The organism is Kordiimonas lipolytica, assembly GCF_042651265.1.
In the GTDB taxonomy this organism is placed as follows: Bacteria; Pseudomonadota; Alphaproteobacteria; order Sphingomonadales; family Kordiimonadaceae; genus Kordiimonas; species Kordiimonas lipolytica.
This window is the reverse complement of record NZ_JBHSCR010000005.1, coordinates 22,794-39,998: the sequence shown is the minus strand read 5'-3', so window position 1 is coordinate 39,998 and position 17,205 is coordinate 22,794. Positions and strand designations below refer to the sequence as shown.

At 57.3% G+C, this 17,205-nt stretch carries 17 protein-coding genes; 8 read left to right on the top strand and 9 right to left on the bottom strand.

Annotated elements, in window-relative coordinates; all coding sequences use genetic code 11:
* Positions 1-3 precede the first annotated feature (3 nt).
* Complete coding sequence (locus ACFO5Q_RS07960; RefSeq protein WP_068152429.1) at positions 4-846, top strand: carbon-nitrogen hydrolase family protein; 843 nt, start codon at positions 4-6, stop codon at positions 844-846.
* Between the two features lie 12 nt (positions 847-858).
* On the opposite strand, the gene ACFO5Q_RS07955 is transcribed toward ACFO5Q_RS07960, so the two are convergent.
* The 3 genes from ACFO5Q_RS07955 to ACFO5Q_RS07945 all read right to left on the bottom strand — a co-directional run bounded on the left by ACFO5Q_RS07955 (position 859) and on the right by ACFO5Q_RS07945 (position 4,954).
* Complete coding sequence (locus tag ACFO5Q_RS07955; RefSeq protein ID WP_197421302.1) at positions 859-1,806, bottom strand: calcium/sodium antiporter; 948 nt, start codon at positions 1,804-1,806, stop codon at positions 859-861.
* A 64-nt stretch (positions 1,807-1,870) separates the two neighbouring features.
* Complete coding sequence (locus ACFO5Q_RS07950; RefSeq protein WP_269448994.1) at positions 1,871-4,411, bottom strand: cation-translocating P-type ATPase; 2,541 nt, start codon at positions 4,409-4,411, stop codon at positions 1,871-1,873.
* Between the two features lie 87 nt (positions 4,412-4,498).
* Positions 4,499-4,954, bottom strand: coding sequence for a hypothetical protein (locus tag ACFO5Q_RS07945; RefSeq protein WP_068152437.1), 456 nt, complete (start codon positions 4,952-4,954; stop codon positions 4,499-4,501).
* Between the two features lie 95 nt (positions 4,955-5,049).
* Between ACFO5Q_RS07945 and ACFO5Q_RS07940 the strand changes: the two genes are divergently transcribed.
* Positions 5,050-6,024: a 1-phosphofructokinase family hexose kinase gene (locus tag ACFO5Q_RS07940; RefSeq protein ID WP_197421303.1), complete on the top strand. Its 975-nt coding sequence runs from the start codon at positions 5,050-5,052 to the stop codon at positions 6,022-6,024.
* A 39-nt stretch (positions 6,025-6,063) separates the two neighbouring features.
* Here ACFO5Q_RS07940 and ACFO5Q_RS07935 read toward each other — a convergent pair whose 3' ends face one another.
* The 6 genes from ACFO5Q_RS07935 to ACFO5Q_RS07910 are packed head-to-tail and all read right to left on the bottom strand — an operon-like array spanning position 6,064 to position 10,148.
* The gene (locus tag ACFO5Q_RS07935) at positions 6,064-6,447 is read right to left on the bottom strand and encodes a carboxymuconolactone decarboxylase family protein (protein WP_068152440.1); all 384 of its coding nucleotides are present in this window, start codon (positions 6,445-6,447) and stop codon (positions 6,064-6,066) included.
* 15 nt (positions 6,448-6,462) lie between these two features.
* Positions 6,463-6,837, bottom strand: coding sequence for a hotdog family protein (locus ACFO5Q_RS07930; RefSeq protein WP_068152443.1), 375 nt, complete (start codon positions 6,835-6,837; stop codon positions 6,463-6,465).
* Positions 6,834-7,220, bottom strand: a complete 387-nt coding sequence (locus ACFO5Q_RS07925) for a MaoC family dehydratase (RefSeq protein ID WP_068152447.1) — start codon at positions 7,218-7,220, stop codon at positions 6,834-6,836. The genes ACFO5Q_RS07930 and ACFO5Q_RS07925 overlap by 4 nt, the downstream gene beginning before the upstream one ends.
* An 11-nt stretch (positions 7,221-7,231) precedes the next feature.
* A complete protein-coding gene (locus tag ACFO5Q_RS07920; protein WP_068152450.1) occupies positions 7,232-8,725 on the bottom strand; it encodes an acyl-CoA synthetase in 1,494 nt (497 codons plus the stop codon).
* A 10-nt stretch (positions 8,726-8,735) separates the two neighbouring features.
* Positions 8,736-9,524 (bottom strand): enoyl-CoA hydratase/isomerase family protein, encoded by a 789-nt coding sequence (locus tag ACFO5Q_RS07915; RefSeq protein ID WP_068152452.1) that lies wholly within the window; start codon positions 9,522-9,524, stop codon positions 8,736-8,738.
* Between the two features lie 3 nt (positions 9,525-9,527).
* Positions 9,528-10,148 carry a TetR/AcrR family transcriptional regulator gene (locus tag ACFO5Q_RS07910; RefSeq protein ID WP_068152454.1) on the bottom strand — a complete coding sequence of 207 codons (621 nt, stop codon included), beginning with the start codon at positions 10,146-10,148 and terminating at the stop codon, positions 9,528-9,530.
* A 100-nt stretch (positions 10,149-10,248) separates the two neighbouring features.
* Here ACFO5Q_RS07910 and ACFO5Q_RS07905 point away from each other — a divergent pair, with 100 nt between their 5' ends.
* The 6 genes from ACFO5Q_RS07905 to ACFO5Q_RS07880 all read left to right on the top strand — a co-directional run bounded on the left by ACFO5Q_RS07905 (position 10,249) and on the right by ACFO5Q_RS07880 (position 17,133).
* Positions 10,249-11,106, top strand: coding sequence for an alpha/beta fold hydrolase (locus ACFO5Q_RS07905; protein ID WP_068152458.1), 858 nt, complete (start codon positions 10,249-10,251; stop codon positions 11,104-11,106).
* Between the two features lie 50 nt (positions 11,107-11,156).
* Positions 11,157-13,487 (top strand): TonB-dependent receptor, encoded by a 2,331-nt coding sequence (locus ACFO5Q_RS07900; RefSeq protein WP_068152461.1) that lies wholly within the window; start codon positions 11,157-11,159, stop codon positions 13,485-13,487.
* Between the two features lie 88 nt (positions 13,488-13,575).
* The gene (locus ACFO5Q_RS07895) at positions 13,576-14,901 is read left to right on the top strand and encodes a spinster family MFS transporter (protein ID WP_082720076.1); all 1,326 of its coding nucleotides are present in this window, start codon (positions 13,576-13,578) and stop codon (positions 14,899-14,901) included.
* A gap of 98 nt (positions 14,902-14,999) precedes the next feature.
* Complete coding sequence (locus tag ACFO5Q_RS07890) at positions 15,000-15,782, top strand: 3-hydroxybutyrate dehydrogenase (RefSeq protein WP_068152462.1); 783 nt, start codon at positions 15,000-15,002, stop codon at positions 15,780-15,782.
* A gap of 17 nt (positions 15,783-15,799) precedes the next feature.
* A complete protein-coding gene (locus ACFO5Q_RS07885) occupies positions 15,800-16,504 on the top strand; it encodes a CoA transferase subunit A (RefSeq protein ID WP_380084322.1) in 705 nt (234 codons plus the stop codon).
* Positions 16,504-17,133 carry a CoA transferase subunit B gene (locus ACFO5Q_RS07880; RefSeq protein ID WP_068152467.1) on the top strand — a complete coding sequence of 210 codons (630 nt, stop codon included), beginning with the start codon at positions 16,504-16,506 and terminating at the stop codon, positions 17,131-17,133. The genes ACFO5Q_RS07885 and ACFO5Q_RS07880 overlap by 1 nt, the downstream gene beginning before the upstream one ends.
* The last annotated feature ends 72 nt before the right edge of the window (positions 17,134-17,205 follow it).

The following is a 17,205-nucleotide window of genomic DNA, read 5'->3' as shown; positions in this document are numbered from 1 at the left end:
ACCATGAAACCATTTGCTATTGCGGGGCTGCAGCTTGACCTGAAGCCGTCAGGCAATTTCGATCTTGTTGTGAAGAAAATTCGCACCACACTTGTCCGCTACCCGTGGGTCCAGATGGTGGTCCTGAGCGAGCTTGCCATTTGCGGTGCGGGCACAGGGTCGGCCGAGCCAATGCCGTCCGCCACGGAAGATAAGCTGGCGGCGCTGGCTGCAGACCTCGGTATCTGGCTGGTGACCGGATCGCTTTATGAAAAGGTCGGGGACAAGGTCTATAACACGGCATCTGTCATCAATCCGTCCGGTGACGTGGTTACCCGGTACCGCAAAATGTACCCCTTCCTTCCTTATGAGGCGGGCGTAACTGCCGGCAGTGACATCTGTGTGTTTGACATTCCTGGTGTGGGCCGGTTTGGCCTGTCAATCTGCTATGATATGTGGTTCCCGGAAACCAGTCGCGCGCTGGTGCTTGAAGGCGCGGAAGTCATCATCCACCCGACACTGACCAACACAGCCGACCGCGACGTGGAATGCACCATGGTGCGGGCAACCGCCGCCCAACAGCAGTGTTACATGATTGATATCAATGGTGCGGGCGAGCAGGCCTATGGCCGCTCGGTGATCGCGGGGCCGGACGGCGAAGTGATCCATGCGGCCAGCACGGAAGAAGAGATCATCGTCGTGGAACTGGACCTGGACCGCGTGACCCGCAGCCGGGAGCGTGGCGTGCTGGGCCTTGGTCAGCCGCTCAAGAGCTTCCGTGATGCCGGGCACAGCTTCAAGGGCCCTGAAAGCAGTGATAGCCTGAAGGCCCTGGGGCCGCTTAAAGTGCCAAGCCGCCATGGGTAAAGCGTCGGCTCTTTAGGGTACAGCGGCGTAAGCCCAAGTGACATAGGCGGCAAAAAGCACGAGGAACAGGACGCCCTCAATGCGACTGATCACACGTCCTGTTCTTGCTGCGACATACATCAGGCCTGCAACACCCAGCATCAGCCAGATATCTGTACTGGCAATCCGGCCTTCCATGGGAATAGGGGCGACCACGCTGGTTGCCCCAAGAACGCCAAGTATATTGAATAGGTTGCTGCCCACAATATTGCCGATGACCACGTCGCTGTGTCCGCGATAGGCGGCCACGAAGGCGGTGGCCAGTTCAGGTAGCGATGTCCCGACAGCCACGATCGTCAGGCCGATTACGGCGTCTGGAATGCCCAGGCGTGTGGCGATGCTGGTGGACCCTTCCACCAGGAAATCAGCCCCTACAGGCAAGCAGAAAAGGCCAAAGGCGCAGGCGATGATCGCAGCGGTCAGCGAGAGGCTTGGTGTTCCCACATCTTCTTCGACATGTTCGCGAAAGCGCATTTCTTTCAACAGGTTCGTGCGTTCCGTGCGGTAGGCATAGAAAAGATAGACGCCAAGCGCGAGCAGCATGCCTACGCCGACATACCAGGGCACAGCGCCAAGGAAGCTGCATGCCGCGACGATAAAGCTGGCGATCAGAACGGCCAACATATCACGGGACACTTCACGCTGCCCGCAGGCAACCGGGCTGATGGCCGCGCTGACACCCAAAATCAGAAGAACATTCGCAATGTTGGACCCAACCACATTGCCGAGCGCTAGGTCTGGGACACCGCCGGTCGCGGCCGTTACCGACACGATGAGTTCCGGCAGCGATGTGCCAAACCCCACAATCACCATGCCGATCAGGAGCTTTGATAATTTGAAGCGTTCAGCGAGCGCTACACTGCCGCGCAACAGGCTCTCACCGCCTGCGAACAGAAGGAGGAAACCCCCAGCTATATACAAATACTCCAACCCACAATCCTCCTGGCTGGTATGCCAATCACATCAGGCTGTTCGGTAGCATCACTTAACGCTGTCTGGCCAGTTGTTTTGCTATCTGCCCGACAATTAATGGGGCCAGCCCAAGGCCCAACACGACCTGCAATCCGCTCAGGTCCAGTGGGGAGAGGGAAAGAACGCTCCGCAGAGTGGGTACCAGGCTTGCTGAGGCCAGAAGGCCAAGGCACAAGACGATCGCCAACCATACATAGATGTTGGCCATGACCTGATTCCTGAAAAGCGCGGCCTTGCGGCTGCGCATGTTGAAAACGTGCCAGAGTTGGCCGGTGGCAAGCGTCATGAACGCAACCGTTCCAGCATACTGAGGTGCCTTGTCTGGCTGCGCCAGTGCCCAAAGATAAGCCGTATAGACGCTCGCAGTCATCAACAGGGCATAGCCTACAATTGCCTGCCAGTGGCGCGGCTGCAGCAAGCCTTCATTTTTGGGGCGTGGCGGCCTGTGCAGAATTTCGCTGTCGCCCTTGCCGAAGCCTAGGGCAAGCGCTGGGAAAACGTCCGTCACCAGGTTCAGGAACAGGATTTGAAGTGGCAGTAGCGCCAGCGGAAGCCCCATCAGGATGGATAATGTCACCACCAGTACTTCACTCAAGTTACAGGACAGGAGATAGATCACGAACTTACGGATATTGGAGAAGATCACCCGGCCCTGCTGTACGGCCATGACGATGGAGGCGAAAGCGTCATCGCGCAGGATCATCGCCGCTGCTTCTTTTGCAACTTCGGTGCCGCGCTGTCCCATCGCGATGCCCACATCGGCTTTCTTGAGCGCGGGGGCATCATTGACACCATCGCCTGTCATGGCGACGACGGCGCCATTTTTCTGCAGGAAGTCTATCAGTTCCAGCTTATGGCGTGGGGTCATGCGGGCGAAGATGGCGGTGTTCAGCAAGCGGTCCCGTTCTTCCGTTGTCGCGTCTTCTCGTGGGGCTATGGTGTCGCCTTCAAGGGCAGGGAATGCGCTGCCCTGATGGATGCCGACAGCTTCGGCAATGTTGGTTGCTGTCCGGGCGTTGTCTCCGGTTGCCATCACAACCCGAATGCCTGCGCTTTGCGCGTCCCGTACAGCGGCAGCCGCATCGGCGCGCGGCGGGTCTTCAAGGCAAACAAGGCCGAGAAAGGTCAGTTCCTCATAGCAGGGCTGGTGCAATGCGTCCCCTGTTTTTTCCGCCAGCGCCAACATCCGGTGGCCTTTGCTGGCCATGTCTTCGGCCCGACTAAGCCAGATCTCGCGCTCGCCTTGATCCAGCGGGCTGTTGCTTGTACCTGCCGCCTTTTGGGTGCAGGCAGCCAACACCGCTTCGGGTGCGCCCTTGACCAGAAGCAGTTCCCGTTCGCCATGCTTATGCCGTGTAGCCATCATCCTGAGGTCCGGGTCGAAGGCCTCTTCTTCAATCCGCGGATAGTCTGCCTCCAACGCCTCCACGCCAAAGCCAGCCCCGGTTGCGGCATCGATCAGGGCACGCTCCATTGGGTCGGCAAGGTGGCTGGCATCGTCGCCGCTGAAGCACAGAGCGCAGACGCGAAGGGCTCTTTCGCGGCCCGGAGTGGCGGCAGCTTTGGTATCCCCTTGTGGCCCATCCGGTGTTTCGATGGCGACTACCGTCATGCGGTTTTCGGTTAGCGTGCCTGTCTTGTCGCTGATGATTGTGGTTACAGACCCAAGGGTCTCAACCGCAGACAGGCGCTCGATCAGCGCGTTACGCTCCGCCAGCCGCCACATGCCGCGCGCCAGGGCAAGTGTGGCAACGATGGGCAAGCCTTCTGGAATGGCAGCGACGGCCAGTGCGACACCGGTTTTGATCATCATCAGGCTATCGCGCCCGGCCAAGATGCCGAAAACGATGAGAAGCACCATAAGAATCAGAACGATCCAGAGCAGTTGCTCGGTTAGTTTGCCTAGCCGCCTTTCAAGTGGTGAGACAGAACCCTGGGCCTGTTCTGCGAGATCGGCGATTTGCCCCAGTTCAGTCTGTCGCCCGATAGCTGCGACCCAGCCAGTGGCAGTGCCGCGTGTGATAGAGGTGCCTTTAAATAGCTTGCCAGCCTTGGCTGGTTCCCCAGTTTCACTTCCGCTGACTGATTTGTCGACCGGGACGGATTCGCCAGTCAGCAGCGATTCATCGCTTTGCAGTCGGGTGCTTTCGGCAAGGCTGATATCTGCCGGCACGATATCGCCGGCTTCCAGAAGGACCACGTCGCCTGGCACCAGGGTTTCTGCGGGAATGATGTGTACTTGGCCGTCGCGCCGGACGCGCGCGGTGGTGCGCCCGAGCTGCCTGAGCGCCGCCATCGACCTGTCAGCCTTATGTTCCGCCCAGAAGCCGATGGTGCTGTTGATAATGATAACAACGACAATAGCCAGGCCTTCCGCAAAATCACCAAACGCGAAAGACAGCGCAGATGCAGCCACCAGCAAAAGCGTCAGCAGGCTTTTGAACTGATCGGCAAGGATCAGCCAGAGCGGCTTTGTCTTGCTTTCCTCAAGCCTGTTTGGCCCAAAGGTGGCCTGCAAGGCGGGGATTTCCGCGCTGGAAAGACCATTGGCCAGATTAACTTGCCCTGGCGGTGATTGATCCCTCTGTTCCTGATTCGGTATCGCCGTCGTCCTTTTAGCTACGGAATGTTGGTCTTCAGCTCAGAGGCCTTCAAAGGCGACAAGTAGCAAGCTGACATGGCCATCACCCCACAGTGGCAACATCAGCCGCTGGTAAGCTGGGTGGTCGTGCTCCCTGTCTGCGGGCGCTTCATAAAAAGAGGCCTTGCCGCTTTCCACAGTGGCACTTGATTGTGCCCGAATATATTCGAAAGGAAATGGCAGCTCGACTTCGTCCAGAAACTTTCCGTTCAACGCCTTGGGCTGAACCGCTGTCATCTCTTCGCCGATATAGCAAAAGCGGAACCGTTCAGGGCGTTCGAAAACCTCAATCAATGCCAGCTGGGGCTTGAGGCCCGGAAGGTCTTCAAGCGACAGGTCGTCGGCAAAGGGTATCTCGGCGCTGCCGCGCAAAAGCCCATGCCAGTGATCCTTGACCCGGTCAAGTTCGGCGTCCAGAGTTTGCGGCAATGCAAAGGGTAGTGTTGAGGTTGTCATAAGGGTGCAGTCCTTTTCCCGACAGAAGTGCGATCATTGTTCAGTTGTTTTTTACAGGATAAAGGTGAAGAGGTCACGCGCATTGACTATTATCAATGCCAGAGGCCCCTCTGAAAGCGATTGGTTGCCTGATGAAGAAAATCCTGACCATAACCATGAACCCGGCGCTTGATGTGTCTGCGGATACAGACCGTGTTGAGCCTGTACGCAAACTGCGCTGCGGCCCGGCGCGGCGCGAGGCCGGGGGAGGCGGGGTGAATGTAGCGCGTGTCCTGAAGCGGCTAGACGCGCCAGTTGCAGCCCTTTTTCCAGCAGGTGGATACATCGGCGGGTTACTTGACCATTTGCTGGCGGGCGAAGGACTGGAGCGTTTGGTCGTCCCGATTTCGGGTGAAACGCGGGAAAATTTTACAGCCAGGGAAACCAACACAGGCGACCAGTATCGATTTGTTCTCTCCGGCCCTGAATTGAGCGCCGCAGAGTGCGAGAGCTGTCTTGAACTTTTGGCGCAAAATTTTTCATCGGTAGGCCTGCTGGTTGCTAGCGGCAGTCTGCCGAATGGTGCGCCGGCTGATTTTTACGCCCGGATGGCGGGCATGGCAGCGAAGCAGGATATCCCCTTTATGTTGGACACCTCAGGACCCGCGCTTGCTGGTGCGCTGGGGCCTGGGATCGATATTATCAAGCCCAATCTTAGGGAACTCAGCGACTTGGTTGGTATGGAGCTTGCCGGCGAAGCGTCTCAGATCAGTGCTTGTGAGACGCTGTTGGCTGAGGAGAGAGCAGGGGCTGTTGCCCTGACCCTGGGGCGCGATGGAGGGCTGCTGGTCACAGGAGAAGGTATCTGGCGCGCCAGGGTGCCCGACGTGACCGTAGAAAGTGCGGTCGGTGCGGGGGACAGCTTCATGGCGGGTATGGCCTGGGGGCTGGCAAAAGAGTGGCCGCTTGAGAAAGTTTTTTCCCTGGGGATTGCGGCAGGGACGGCTGCCGTCCTTACGCCAGGCACGGCCCTGTGTCGCGCAGAAGATGTTTGGCACCTTGCCAGTCAGATTACCTTGGAAAAGTTGTAAGCTTCTTGGGAATTACGGCTAATATCCTGGGGCAGTTTTCTAGCGGCTTGTGTGGTCGGAGATAACGTCCTTAGCGGCTTTGAAGGCGCTGACGGCAGCGGGGAAGCCGCAATAAACAGACGCGTGCAGAAGCACTTCCTTGATCTCATCCTCCGAGCAGCCGTTGTTGAGCGCCCCGCGAACGTGCCCCTTGAGTTCACCTGTTGCCCGAAGGGCGGTCAGAAAGGCGATGGTGACCAGACTGCGGTCACGGCGGGAAAGGCTCCCATCGCGGGTCCAGGTGGCGCCCCAACCATGTTCACATACCAGTTCCTGCAGGTCCGCGGTAAAGCTGTCTGCCTTTTCAAAGGCCTCGTCGACGAACGTATCCCCCATGACGTCCCGGCGGATGCGTTCGCCTGCCGTGCGCTTGTCTTCTGTCATCTGTTGCTCCGGTGATTACATGCTGGGCGGCCAGTCTTCCCTGTCCAGATAGACGAGGGCGCGGCCTTCAGCGACCATGTTGCCGTTTTGGTCTTTGCAGGTTGTGGAGAGGTCAATCAGCTTTTTCTCTGGCCTCAGGTTGGTGATTTCCACCGTGGCTTCAAGCGGGCGGCCGATGGCGGCATCGCCTTTGAAGCTGGTTTCCTGCTTGAGATACATGGTGCCGGGGCCAGGCAGCTCCACCCCCAAAAGATAGGAGAACATGCCGCCAATCAGCGGTTCCGGCACGGTGTTGCTGCCTGCGCAGGCGCCGCCCATCTCAAGATAGGTCTTGATGTCTTCGGGTGTGAAAGTGCGTGAAATGCTGTGTGTTGCACCGATGCGGATCATGATGGGCCTCCACTGCGCTCGAATATGCTTTCAATCAGGCAGGTATCCTTGCCTGTTGTGGTGTCTGCAGCCTGCATCCTAAGTGTAACCTGCGCGCCGTCTTCTGCCACAACCTCAGCCCGGAATGCGATCGGCCGGTCAGCATAGGTGGGGGAGGGGAAGACAACCGAATGAGAGAGCTGCCTGCCGCCCGGCACCAGCGTGTCCGCGAGGCCGCGCAAGATAGTGCATAGGAACAAGCCGTGGGCCACGGTGGCGCCAAAACGCGTTGTTGCGGCGAAGGCTGGGTCCACATGAATGGGATTGTCATCGCCCGACAGGTCGGCAAAGCGATTGAACTCGTCCTGCGTCAGGGTGCGAGTTATTTCTGCCACTTGGGACATGAGATACTCCGTTACGGTTTCAGAAGATGCTTTTGAATTTTGCCGGCCGCCGTGCGGGGGAAATCGCCTACGAAAACGAACTCTTTCGGTATCTTGTAGGCGGCCATGTTTTCACGGCAGTAGGCGCGTAGCGTGTCTTGGCTCATTTGCCCCGCACCCTCGCGCAACATCGTGAAGGCGACTCCCACTTCGCCCCATTTTTCGTCCTGTTTGCCGACAACGGCAACCTCGAGGACGGCAGGGTGGTCGCACAGAATGTTTTCAACTTCCGCGGGGTAAACATTTTCCCCGCCTGAAATGAACATCTCCTTGGCGCGCCCGACGATATAGAAGAAGCCGTCTTCATCTGCTTGCGCCAGGTCGCCTGTCCTAAGCCAGCCATCTTCGGTGAAGGCTGTCGCTGTCGCCTCTGGTTTGTTCCAGTAGCCCGGTGTCAGGCCCGGCCCCTTTAGCCACATTTCGCCGACATCGCCTTCAGGCACATCCGTGCCGCTTTCGTCCACAATGCGGACTGCAGTCATGATCTGTGCCTTGCCCACAGAGCCGATCTTTTCTTTCACATGGGCAGGGTCCATCAGGAAAACGGTGGGGCCGGTTTCTGTCATGCCGTAGCCGTTGCATACCACGATGCCGCGGTCCTGATAGAGGGTCACCAGCGCGTCGGACAGGGGCGCGCCGCCGCACCCCCAGTTGCGTACCTTGGTCAGGTCGACCTCCCCGAAACGAGGATGTAGGCTTAAAAGCTGATAAACCGCAGGCACGCCGAAGAATGTGTCCAGGTCGCCGGCTGCAAGCAGGTCGATCACCACTTCTTCATCAAAGGCGGGCAGCACGGTCACGGTGCCGCCGGCGATCAGAGTTGGCAGGGTATAAAGATTTATCCCGGCCGTGTGGAACAGCGGCAGGAAATTGAGCGTACGGTCTTCACTCGTCAGGTTGATGGCCTGCCCGAGGTTGATATAGTTCACAAGCGCCATGCCGTAGGTCTGGACCACCGCCTTGGGCACCCCGGTGGTACCGGATGTGTAAAGCAGATACCAGACGTCATCTGCAGGCCAGGACAGCCTTCCCTTGTGCGGCTCAAAGCTCTCGCGCAGGGCGACAAGGTCATCAGCCGCGTCACTTACCAGCGGCGCCGATTTGGCGACGCCCAGCGCTGTGGCGGTTTCCCGAAAGGCCTCATCAAAAAGCAGGAGCCCAGGCGTGCAGTCGGCGGTCAGTGTCCTAAGTTCATTTGCAGGCATGCGCCAGTTGAGCGGCACAAGGACGGCGCCAAGCTTGCCGCAGGCAAACAGCGTTTCGAAAAAAGCGATACTGTTCTGGCACAAAACCGCCACCCGGTCCCCCGGATTGATGCCCTGCGCAGCCAGGAAACTAGCGGTTTTCGCGGCGTTCTGGTCCAATGCAGAATAGGTGACCGACCGGCCTGAGCCGGGTTCATCCATCGCGACCTTGTCACCGTCAAGTGACGCACGTTTGGCTGTTATGTCAAAAAGGGAAAACATGATGGGTGTCCTATGCGGTGCTTGCCTTTTTTCGGGGGGCTACAAATGCCTTCATTTTTTCAATGCACGACGGTTTGGTGATCGCCTGCAGGAATGCTTGTCTTTCTGCCTCGAGAGCGCGGCTTGCCTGTTCGCACCGGTCTTTGGTCCAGATCAGTTTTTTCGCCTGGGCGAGTGTCTCGGTATCCTGCGAAAGAATGCGGTCGCAGATGGCAACGGTTTGTGTTGGGAAGGCGTCGGCGTCCGCGACTGCGTCAACAATTCCCATCTCGAAAGCCTCACGGGCACTCACGCGCCGGTTCTGTGAAATGATGTCCATCGTCCGGCGCGGGGCAATGATGGTTGGTAGTAGGGCGGTCCAGCCGCCATCCGGGGCAAATCCGACTTCTCCATAATATGGCTGAAGAAAGGCTTTTTCTGCCATCAGGCAAGTGTCTGAAGCAAATAAAAATCCCGCGGCCCCGCCAGTGACAAGGCCTTGTGCCGCAACGAAGATTGGTTGCGGCGCGGTGATCATAGCGACTAATGAGCGGTTCAGCGAGCCTACCAGTTCAGCGGCATAGTCTTGCAGCGCGGCGGAATTTTCCGCCTGCTCAAGAAAACCTGTTATGTCACCACCGGTTGAAAAGCTCCGACCTTCTGCTTTCAGCAGGATCAAATGGGCGCCTGACCCGCATGCCTGGGCGAGGGCGCCTTCGATGGCGCGCATGAAGGGTAAGGTCAGGCTGTTGTGCCGTTCCGCCTTGTTGAGCGTGACAGTGCAAAGGTCTCCATCAATTGAAACGTCAACCTGCGCCATGGTCTAAGAGCCCTTGCTTCCCTTCAGGCCGTAGGTGATCAGGTCGCCCACGGCCGCCGCGATTTCGCTGGCAGATTTCGTTTCGTCCCAAAGACCATAGTTCATGCCAAGGAATACGTTCATGCCGATCAGGGCCCAGGCGCGCTCTTCTTCATGGCCGGCTTCAATTTCGCCTTTTTCCGCAGACATCTTGAGATTGTCCCGGTATGCCTCGGCGAAAACCCTGTAATATTCGCGGTAAGCATCTTCCGCGACAAACTGAGCCTCGCCAATGATGCGGTAGTTGTTCTTGTTGGCACGTGTGAACTCGATAAAGGCTTCAATCCCGCGCCGTTCGGCCGTGATCCTGTCGGGTGCCTTGCCGATTTTTTCGGCAATTGTCGCCCGTGCCAGTTTGCCCATGTAAATCACCAACGCGCGGAACAATTCCTCCTTGCTTTCAAAGTAAACATAGAAGGTCCCAAGGGCGACTTTCGCCCTTTGCGTGATGCTGGTGATCGACGCTTCGTGATAGCCCCGTTCGCCAAATTCTATTTCTGCGGCCTGAATGATCTTCGCCTGCGTCTTGCGACCGCGGGCGGTTCTCGGAGTCTTCAGGTGGTCTAAAAATGAAAGTTGATTCATGTTTCATAATATGGCATAAGCTCGACCGTGTCGCAAGGCAAAACAGGTCGAAAAATCAACTTTTTTGCGCTGCTTTTAACGAGGAACGGATAGCCCATTTATGGCGATGATGACCCTACAGGACGGTGGAAAAATGGCTTATGTGGACAGGGGTTGCGGTCGACCGCTGCTTTTTCTGCATGGCTGGGGAACTGGTTCTGCCTTCTTTCATAAACAGCTGCAGTATCTCGAGTCGGATTTTAGGGTAATCGCGCCTGATTTTCGTGGTCATGGGGCTTCCAGTCCGTTGCCGGAGGATGGCGATATTCATACCCTGGCTAGGGATCTGGGCGCTTTCCTTGATCATCTTGATCTTCAGGACGTCATTGTCTGCGGGTGGTCGATGGGGTCAATGGTGCTGTGGGATTTTCTGGCCACCGTTGGCTGTGACCGCATCTCGCAATATGTCGTGGTCGATATGACCCCCAAGATCAGCAACGATAAGGGGTGGGGCCTAGGGCTTTTGTATCCTGCGCGTCGATATTCCGACATTCGGGGTGGGGAAGAGGGTCGCTCCAATTGGGACAGGACGTGCGAAAGCTTCCTGTCGAAACTTGCTCCAAAAGGCAGCGATCCAGTTGTCGCTGAGTGGGAGCTCAAGGAAGCCAGGCGCTGCGACCCAGCATCGATGTTCCGTCTCTGGAACAGTCTGGTTTCTGAAGATTATCGGGAGGAGGTCTCCTCTCTCGGTATTCCCGCATTACTGATCTATGGCGAGCAAAGCCAGCTTTATGGGCCTGAGACAAGCGCCTGGCTGGATGCTCATTTACCTCAGTCCAGCAAGATTGCTTTCAAGCGTTCGGGGCATGCCCCGCACCTTGATGAGGCTGAGCGGTTCAATAGTGAAATTGTTGCGTTTGCCAATCGGGAAGGGTTGGCGAAGGCACCATGTGATGCCTCTTTCGGGCATGCAAGTTGATTGAAGGTTGGGTTGGCCAAGGGCTGATTTGAAAATGGGAGGATCCAAGGATGGACCAGTTTAAACGGACTAATGGGAAATACAGGAAAAACCGGGCTTTAGCAGCAATGTTGGCGACAGGCGTTGCTGCGTCTGCGCTCAGTGTTCCGGTGGCGGCGCAGGATACCGGTACAGGTGTTCAGCTTGAGGAAATTCAGGTTACCGCGCGTCGGCGCACGGAGTCTCTGCAGGATGTGCCGGTTGCAGTTACCGCCCTTGGCGGTGCGATGCTGGAAGACCAGGGCTTGCAGGATATTGTGGAGGTGGCCAAGTTCGCGCCCAACTTGACGCTTGAAGTATCTCGCGGCACCAACACCACGCTTACCGCCTTCATTCGCGGTATCGGCCAGCAGGACCCGGTTGCGGGCTTTGAGGCTGGTGTTGGCCTTTATGTTGATGACGTATATCTGAACCGTCCGCAGGCTGCCGTTGTAGATATCTACGACGTGGAGCGCATTGAGGTGCTGCGCGGTCCGCAGGGCACGCTTTATGGCCGGAACACAATTGGTGGTGCTGTCAAATATGTGACCAAACGCATTTCCGATGAGCCGGAATTCAACATCAAGGGGTCGATTGGTACCTACGAGCAGCTGGATCTGGTAGTTTCCGCCAGCGCGCCAATTTCTGACACAGTTCGTGTGGGCGGCGCGCTCGCCACCCTGAACCGCGACGGGTTCGGTGAAAACCTCACGATCGAAGGTCTGGACAACTATAACAAGAAGGTTCTTGCGGGTCGCGGCTCAATCGAATTCCTGCCGTCAGACAGTTTCTTCTTCCGCGTCGCGGCTGATTTCGTGGATGACGATTCCGACCCACGCCAAGGGCACCGCCTGATCCCGGGTGTGGCATCGGGCGCACCGGTCCTGGACGATGTCTATGATACCCGCGCGGGTCTTGAGAACCCTGAGCAAAGCGTTAAGGCCTATGGCGGTTCGGCGCTGATGGAATGGACGGCCTCGGACACGCTGACAGTCAAAAACATTCTGGCGTATCGTGAAGATAAATCCAGAAGCCCGATCGACTTCGATAGCCTCGCTGTGGCTGACCTTGACGTGCCGGTTGATTATGAGAATAAGCAATTCTCTGAAGAATTCCAGGTTCTGTATCAGGACGATAAGCTCAGCGGTATCTTCGGCTTCTATTATCTGGATGCGAACGCATTCAACGAGTTTGACGTGATCCTGGACGAGCTTGGCCAGCTGATTGGCCTTCCTGGTCTGAACGCTAATACGCTGGGCGATGTAGATACCAGCACTTGGTCCCTGTTCGCGGACATGACCTATGACGTGTCCGACAAGATCAGCCTGTCATTTGGCGGCCGTTACACCAGCGACAAGCGCACGTCGCAGGTGCTTCGCCGGACGTTTATCGGCGGCGCATCCGAGCGCTTTGGCGGCGATGCCACACTGATTGCGACAACGTCTGACTTCAACGGCAGCGATACTTTCAAAAAGTTCACGCCGCGTGGCTCCATCAGCTGGAAACCGAATGACGATAACAATATCTACCTGAGCTACAGCGAAGGCTTCAAGGGCGGTGGGTTTGACCCGCGCAGCCAGACGACAGCAGCGCCGGACCTTGATGGTGACGGTGATATCGACAGCGAGGATGTCTTCGCGTTCATGTCGTTCGATTCCGAAACGGTCAAAACCTTCGAGCTGGGCTGGAAAGGCTCTGCCTTCGATGGTCGCATGGACTTCAGCATTGCGGGCTTCCTCTCAAACTATACCAATATCCAGATCCCAGGTTCTGTTGGTACGCCTGAAGGTACCTTCATCGGCGTGACATCAAACGCAGGCGATGCGGATGTGAACGGTATCGAGTTTGAAGGCCGTGCTCTGCTCGCAACCGACATGAGCGGTAGCGGCGACAGCCTCAATATGACTTGGGCCATCGGCTATCTGGATGCCCAGTTCAATGAGTTCATTGACGCCTTCGGTGTGGATGTGGCTGATGAGCGTGTGTTCCAGAATACGCCGGAATGGACCGCCAGCGGCTCGTTGAACTATACGCGGCCAATGTCCTTCGGTTCGCGTGACGGTGCGCTGTCGCTGATTACGTCACTTGCTTACCGCAGTGCAGCCAGCCAGTTTGAAACTCCTAACGCGTTTTTGGATCAGCCAGGCTTCGCTCTTTGGGATGCAAGCATTGTCTGGAACGCGGATGATGACGATCTTTCCGTTGGTCTCCACGCGAAGAACATCACCAACAAGCGCTATATCGTGGCTGGCTATAACTTCGTGACAGCAGCCGGTGCGCCAACACTTGGTACCGAAGGCACGCTGACCGCCTTCTATGGCAACCCGTTCACGCTGACAGCCACCATCTCGGTAGGCTTCTAAGGGACCTGAAAACTTCCCTCCAGGGATGGCGGCTTTATTCAACTTCCCGCCGCCATCCCCTTCCTCAAGAATTCCGGGAGAGTGTGTCATGAGTAACCGCCAGCCAGGCGTTCAGAGCAGTGTCAGCACGGGGCCGAAAACCAACCGTGTTGCGGTAATGGCGATGTTGCTTCTGGCCTACACCTTCAATTTCATTGACCGGCAAATCGTTGGAATCCTAGCGATCCCAATCAAGGCAGACCTCGGACTGAGCGACGCCGAACTGGGCCTTATGGGTGGTCTTGCCTTCGCACTTTTCTACACATCGCTTGGGATTCCCGTCGCAATGCTGGCAGACCGGTTCAACAGGTCCTGGATCATGACAGGGGCGCTTTTTGTCTGGAGCCTGATGACGGCCGTTTGTGGCCTGGCGCAGAACTTCTGGCAGCTTTTTGCCGCACGGCTTGGGGTCGGCGTTGGCGAAGCGGGTGGTGTGGCACCGGCCTATTCGCTGATTTCAGATTATTACCCGCAGCATGAGCGCGCCCGGGCGCTCAGCATCTATTCGATCGGTATTCCGGTCGGCAGTGCGCTTGGGATTGTCGCAGGCGCCTATATCGCGACCGAAATCAACTGGCGCGTGGCCTTCTTTGCTGTAGGCATCGCGGGGCTCATTCTTGCGCCGCTGTTCAAGCTGGTGGTCAAGGAACCGCCGCGCGGTCAATTTGACGCTGCCACCAAGCATGGTGAAAAGGCCCCAAGTGTCGTCGATGTGTTTCGTGAAATCGCCGGCAAGCCGACATTCTGGGGGCTTTCCGTGGGTGCGGCATGTTCTTCCATGATGGGATATGGCCTGTTTTTCTGGCTGCCGTCCTTCCTAGTGCGATCCTTTGAAATCTCGGTTCTGGACGCTGGGCTTTCCTATGGGGCGCTTTTGTTTGTTGGCGGCTCCATTGGCATCTATGCAGGGGGCTTCCTCGCTGACCGGTATGGGCAGGCCAACAAGGCGCTTTATGCCCGCATTCCGGCCATCGCTTTTGTCGCAACCATCCCATTCTACTTGATGGGGATCTTATCCACGAACCTTTTGTTTGCAATGCTGGTTCTTGTGGTGCCGACAGCGCTGGGCCTTGCGTGGCTTGGCCCGATCCTGACAGCGATCCAGCATCTGGTGCCGGCCAATATGCGCGCGACGGCCTCGGCCATGTTCCTGTTCATCAATAACCTGCTGGGTATTGGCCTCGGGACGGCGCTTCTTGGCTATCTGTCAGACATATTGCAGAGCAACTTTGGCGAGGAATCGCTGCGCTATTCCATTTTGGCGGGCACGGGCTTTTATGTGGTAGCTGCGGTTCTATTCTTCTTGTCCAGCCGAACGCTGGCGCGCGACTGGTATCAGCCTGCTGAGGCAGCAGGGCAGACAACAAATGGATAATGGCAGGTTGGCGCGCGCTTTGCGGCCATGCAGCAGGTTGAAATCAAGGGAAGGTGGGCGCAGCATACGCGCATACCCCAAATTTGGAGAACACTATCGTGCTTGAAGGAAAGGCCGCACTGGTAACAGGGTCCACAAGTGGTATCGGCTTTGGTATCGCCAACCATCTGGCGGGCAAGGGCGCCAATATCATGCTGAGCGGTTTCGGCGACCCGAATGCCATTGCCGCAATCCAGGATGATCTCAGCAAGCAATATGGCGTTACCGTAGCCTATTCTGGCGCGGACCTGAGCGATCCGGCCGCGGTGGCCGACTTGATGGCTGAAATGGAAAGCACATTCGGCGGCGCCGACATTCTGGTGAATAACGCGGGCATCCAGCATGTGGCCCCGGTGGAGGAGATGCCGGTGGAAAAATGGGACGCGATCATCGCGATCAATCTGAGCGCTTCGTTTCATACGATCCGGGCGGCTGTGCCGCAGATGCGCCGCAAGAGGTGGGGACGGATCATTAATCTCGCCTCCGCCCATGCGCTCGTTGCCTCACCCTACAAGTCGGCTTATGTGGCGGCCAAGCACGGCATCGCCGGGCTGACCAAAACGGTGGCGCTTGAAGTGGCGCAGGAAAATATCACCTGTAATGCCGTTTGCCCGGGCTATGTCATGACCGATCTGGTCCGTGGCCAAATTACGGACACGGCAAAAGCGCGCGGTATTTCCGAGAAACAGGTGATCGAGGACGTCATGCTGGCGGCGCAACCCACCAAGAAATTTGTTTCGATTGAAGAAGTAAGCGAAGTGGTCGGTTTCCTGTGCAAGGATGCCGCCGCTTCGGTGACGGGGGCCATCTTGCCGGTCGACGGCGGCTGGTCCGCGCAATAGCAATTTTGGAGTAAGGTATGAATAAGGTCTATTCTTCGCCGGAAGCTGCGCTTGATGGCTTGCTGTTTGACGGCATGACCATGATGGCCGGCGGTTTCGGGCTTTGCGGTATTCCTGAGAATCTGATCGCTGCCACACACAAGGCAGGCGTGAAAGATCTGACGGTTATTTCCAACAACTGCGGTGTGGACGGCTTTGGCCTTGGCATCTTGCTCGACGCCAAGCAGATCAAGAAGATGATCAGCTCCTATGTTGGCGAGAACAAGGAGTTCGAACGCCAGTATCTGGACGGCGAGCTTGAGCTTGAGTTCAACCCGCAGGGCACGCTGGCGGAACGCATCCGCGCAGGCGGCGCTGGCATTCCGGGTTTCTATACCAAGACAGGCGTTGGCACGCTGATCGCCGAAGGCAAGGAACACAAGGATTTTGATGGCCAGACATACATCATGGAAACCGGCCTTGTGGCTGATGTGTCCATCGTGAAGGCCTGGAAGGCAGACACCGAAGGTAACCTGGTGTTCCGCAAGACAGCCCGCAACTTCAACCCGATGATGGCAACGGCTGGCAAGGTGACGGTTGTTGAGGTTGAGGAACTGGTGGAGCCGGGCGAGATTGACCCGGATCACATCCACACGCCGGGCATCTTCGTGCAGCGCATCATCAAGGGCACGTTTGAAAAGCGGATTGAACAACGTACCGTTCGTGAAAGGGAGGCTGGCTAATGGCTTGGGACAGGAACCAGATGGCGGCGCGTGCTGCCCTTGAGCTTCAGGACGGCTTCTATGTGAACCTGGGGATCGGCATTCCGACGCTGGTGGCCAACTATATCCCCGAAGGCATGCATGTCACGCTGCAGAGCGAGAACGGCATGCTGGGGATGGGCCCATTCCCTTATGAGGACGAGGTGGACGCTGACCTCATTAACGCTGGCAAGCAAACGATCACCGAACTGCCGACCAGCAGCTATTTCTCAAGCGCTGACAGCTTTGGCATGATCCGGGGTGGGCATATCAACCTTTCCATTCTTGGCGCCATGGAAGTGGCGGAGAACGGCGATCTGGCCAACTGGATGATCCCGGGCAAGATGGTCAAGGGCATGGGCGGCGCCATGGACCTTGTGGCTGGCGTTCAGCGCGTGGTGGTGATCATGGATCACACCAACAAGGCGGGGGAACCGAAGCTCCTGAAATCCTGCACGCTGCCGCTGACGGGCACACAGGTTGTGGACCGCATCGTCACCGGCCTTGGCGTGTTCGACGTAACGGAAGGCGGCCTGAAGGTTGTCGAACTGGCGCCCGACGTCACCATGGACGAGGTTCGCGCCAAAACAGAAGCCACCATCGTGGGCTAAGGAAAAGCCGTCCTGTATGAGGCTGCGGTGACCGAGATCAATGGACTACAACGATCACAAACGCGCCATCAT